The organism is Oleiphilus sp. HI0125, from assembly GCF_001635355.1.
Genome location: NZ_LWGF01001185.1, coordinates 1 through 620, shown reverse-complemented (window position 1 = coordinate 620; position 620 = coordinate 1). Strand labels below are relative to the sequence as shown.

1 protein-coding gene is annotated in these 620 nt (G+C 46.1%); it reads left to right on the top strand.

Features of this window, described 5'->3' with window-relative positions; translation table 11 throughout:
• The coding region (locus tag A3762_RS20535; protein ID WP_369820709.1) for an ATP-grasp domain-containing protein at positions 1–620 on the top strand (620 nt) is incomplete at both ends.

The window sequence follows — 620 nt, the reverse complement described above, 5'->3', positions numbered from 1 at the left end:
TATCTTGGTGCTGTTGTAGATCGTTCTACGCGTCGCGTTGTATTCATGGCGTCTACCGAAGGCGGTGTTGAGATTGAGACCGTTGCAGAAGAAACGCCAGAAAAAATTCTGAAAGCAGAAATCGATCCTTTAGTAGGTGCTCAACCATACCAAGCACGCGATCTAGCGTTCCAACTTGGTCTCGCTGGCGATCAGATTAAGCAGTTCACGAAGTTGTTTTTGGGGCTCTCTAAACTTTTCCATGATTACGATTTAGCGTTGTTAGAAATCAACCCTCTCGTAATTACTCCTGAGGGCAACATCCACTGCCTAGACGGAAAAATTAACATTGATAGTAATGCGATGTATCGTCAGCCGAAGTTACGTGAGATGCACGATCCTTCGCAAGAAGATGAGCGCGAAGCACACGCGGCTGAATGGGAACTCAATTACGTAGCCCTTGATGGCAACATTGGTTGTATGGTGAACGGTGCAGGTCTTGCGATGGGCACTATGGACATCGTTAAGCTTCACGGTGGCGCTCCAGCAAATTTCCTTGATGTTGGTGGTGGTGCAACTAAAGAGCGTGTAACTGAAGCATTCAAAATTATTCTTTCTGATAGCAACGTAAAGGCCGTATT